Source organism: Natrialba sp. INN-245 (assembly GCF_009807105.1).
In the GTDB taxonomy this organism is placed as follows: Archaea; Halobacteriota; Halobacteria; order Halobacteriales; family Natrialbaceae; genus Natrarchaeobius; species Natrarchaeobius swarupiae.
Map to the genome: position 1 here is coordinate 1 of NZ_WUBV01000024.1, position 3,217 is coordinate 3,217.

The 3,217-nt window shown below is 54.9% G+C and carries 2 protein-coding genes; both read right to left on the reverse strand.

Annotated elements, in window-relative coordinates; translation table 11 throughout:
- Positions 1-357: 357 nt before the first annotated feature.
- Positions 358-1,617: an inorganic phosphate transporter gene (locus tag GRS80_RS08470; protein ID WP_141463515.1), complete on the reverse strand. Its 1,260-nt coding sequence runs from the start codon at positions 1,615-1,617 to the stop codon at positions 358-360.
- A 428-nt stretch (positions 1,618-2,045) separates the two neighbouring features.
- Positions 2,046-3,098, reverse strand: coding sequence for a TrkA C-terminal domain-containing protein (locus GRS80_RS08475; protein ID WP_235019686.1), 1,053 nt, complete (start codon positions 3,096-3,098; stop codon positions 2,046-2,048).
- Positions 3,099-3,217: the final 119 nt, after the last annotated feature.

Sequence of the window (3,217 nt, forward strand, 5' to 3'; positions counted from 1 at the left end):
CAACGCTGAAAGACTACATTCCACGAGGACTGAGCGCGATCAACGAGCCAAACATCTGGCCGTATCTTACTGGTAAAGATTCGTCCTAATCACTATCAGCTCCGGCACGTAACTTCAGAAACTCCTGTTCAGCCGGATCATCTAACCGCTTACGCGGAATCTATCGATTCCGGCGATCCGCCAATCCCCAGCGACACACTTGGTTCATCATTGAGAGACCATTCATGAGACTGCTACGAAATCGGTCTGACGGCGGGTCGCTATCCAACTACGAACGCACATGGAAGGAGAGTTGCATCGAAAGCTTGTCGAAGAATCTTCGGATATTGCGACGATCATCGATTCAGAAGGGTTCTCTTAGCCGAGAAGTGAAAACAAGGCATAGGATCCCACGAGCGACATCATCGGCGTGATCACCCAGAGTGTCACAACGCGAACTGCCGCTGCCTGGTGGAACAGACCTTCGGCAGACAGTTCCTCCGGGTCTTTTTCGCCGATGCTAGACACACCATCCCCGGATGCGTGCTGTCTGTCCGGGTGAGGAGTCTCGCCTTCAGCGAGTTCGCCCACAGTCGGGCCCGAATTGACCCCCTTGTTGCCTTCAACTGGGTGAAGTCTGAGTGCACCAGTCGTAAACTTTGGAGCGGATTCATCGGCGGGAGATCGTGTGACTATTTCTGCGAGCGTCCGCGCTCGGCTTGCACGGCCCCACCCGAGTCCAATAATACAACTGGTCGTACTCACGGCGAGACTGGCTGGAATTCCGAGCCACGATAGGACGGTGATAATCGTCGCACCCACGGTCGAAACAATGAGCGCAGCCAGAATCGGCATCTCAGTAATATCGTTGCCAACGGTCGCCAGCGTCCGCCGGGCAATCGTGAAGCCGCCCACGCTGATGGCCCCAATTGCGAGGAGAATCGCCGGGCTAGGGTCAAGGGAACCGTTACCGACAAGCGGGGCGACTGCGTTCGCCGCGTTCGAGGCCCCAGCACTGAACGCCATGTAGCAGGCAATTGCCACCACAAGCGCCGACCCGATCAGATCCCGAGGCGAGACGTTATCGTTGACCGATAGCCGTGGGAGTCTCCCCTGGGTATCGATTGCGATCAACGGGTTCGTGAGGCGACCGAATTCGAATTTGGCGTCGAGGTGCGGGTACAGATATCTGCCAATAAACACACCTGTGAAGACGGCGATCAGCGGGGCGACGATCCATGCCGACAGGATGGTAAACATTAGCGCAGTGTTGAGCGTCCCCGTTGCCAATCCGAGTCCGACGATTGCTGCGACGGCTGTCATCGAGGTTGACGCCGGGACACCGTAGAGGTTCGAGATCAGGAGTGCGAGCCCGGTAAAAAAGAGGACGCCAACGCTCGCTGCAGGTGTAAAGGCTGCTGCATCGATGATTTCGGTACTCATCGTCGTGATGACCTTCCGCCCAATCGTCCACGCTCCGAGGAACGCAAACACGGTAAACAGTGCTCCGGCGGTGACTTTTCTGACGGCCCGGCTGCCGACTGCCGGTCCGAAGGCGACCCCGGTTGATGACCCGCCGATATTGTACCCGACGAACACCGCCACCAGCAATCCCACGAGAATGAGTAATTCTGCCACGTGTCTGCGTTCGGTTCGCATGCGAAAAAATAGTGCCGTTTCACTGCTGAACTGTTGGCTCCGACCGATAGACGCAGTAACACGGATATCTAGGACCGATTCGTCCCCATACGGGTTGCCCAAAGATCAGTGATCGATATGCGCCTTCTCTCCATCAACCGTTGAACGGACATTTTCACAAGCTGTTAGAAGGTGGTCTGCATCCAGAGGCTGAGGGCATTGGAGAAGGGGGGTTTCGCTATATGATTGCTGGTAAGAGAGCCTGTACCGCCCGAAAACCAGTATCAACTCCCTAAGGACTCCCCTTTTTGCGCGCTCAGAGGCTGTAGTCAACACATGTATTTCATTCCGTCAGAGCCCAGCGGAACAATTTGCTGGAACTCTCGGCCAAGATTGAACACCAGAACGTGATGTAGCACCAGAGCGACTCATCTGAATGTTGTAATGAACGCGTTGACAGCGTCGTCACTTCCTGTGACAATGAGGCGGTCGTTTCCTTTGATTACTGAACCGGCTCCGGGATTTGTCAGCAATTCACCGTTCCGCTCAATGGCGACGACGGTCGCTCCGGTTCGGTTGCGGACAGCCGATTCCTTGAGCGTTCTGCCGACAAGCTCAGGGGCAGTTGTCCGGATAATTTCGAACTGTGTTTCCGGTGTGAGAACTTCTAACTGCGTTTCCGGTGTGAGACCTTCTTCGTCCTCTAAGAGAACGGATGAGACCATTCGCCCGGTAACGGTCGAAAGGGCGAGCACGTACTCGGCACCAGCCCGGTAGAGTTTTGCTGTGTTTTCGACATCGTTCACCCGTGTTATCACTTCGATATCGGGTGCCAACTCTTCGATTGCGACGGTAGCGTACATTGTGGTCGTGTCGGCATCCAGTGCCAACACGACAACGCTTGCATTTTCGACACCGGATTCAGAGAGTGTTTCCTGCTGATTAATATCGCCGGTAATATCGACTCTGTCGTCCTCAGTTATATCAACCACCGTGGGTGAAACGTCGTTTGTCTCCAGAACGTCGATGACTGCTTGCCCAACGACACCATAGCCCGCCACGATGACCTGCTCACTACCGGGGGTCATTGGAGAAATTGTTCGGCTCTTCACCTCTTGGAGGGCCTCGTGATTTCCGGCAACAAGCAAAATCGTATTTGCGTCAATCCGCGTATTGGGCTCCGGAGCAGGACTGAACTCACCATTGGACCAGATCCCATTGACGGTAATCCCGAGCTCTCTCGGCAGTTTCAATTCCGCAAGAGTCTGCCCTGCGAGGTCGCTGTTTTTCTCGACGAGGATTTCTGCGAGTTCAAAATCGTCACCGAGTTCAATCGTCTCTTGGAGTTTTCTTGTAACCGAGAGGGTCGCTTTATTGCCGAGCGCGCGACCAAGGGCTTGTCGAGGTCGAATCACCTGGTCAGCGCCCGCATACCGATGATACTCTGCATCCTGTTTATTCTCCGCGACACTCACGACCATCAGATCTTCCCGGAGTTCTCTAGCATACCCTGTTGCACGTTCAATCTTAGTTCGCCAGAGGGGAGCAGATTCCTGTCAGACTCCACCCTTCTCGGCTGAACTGGTTCAATGAGGGACGG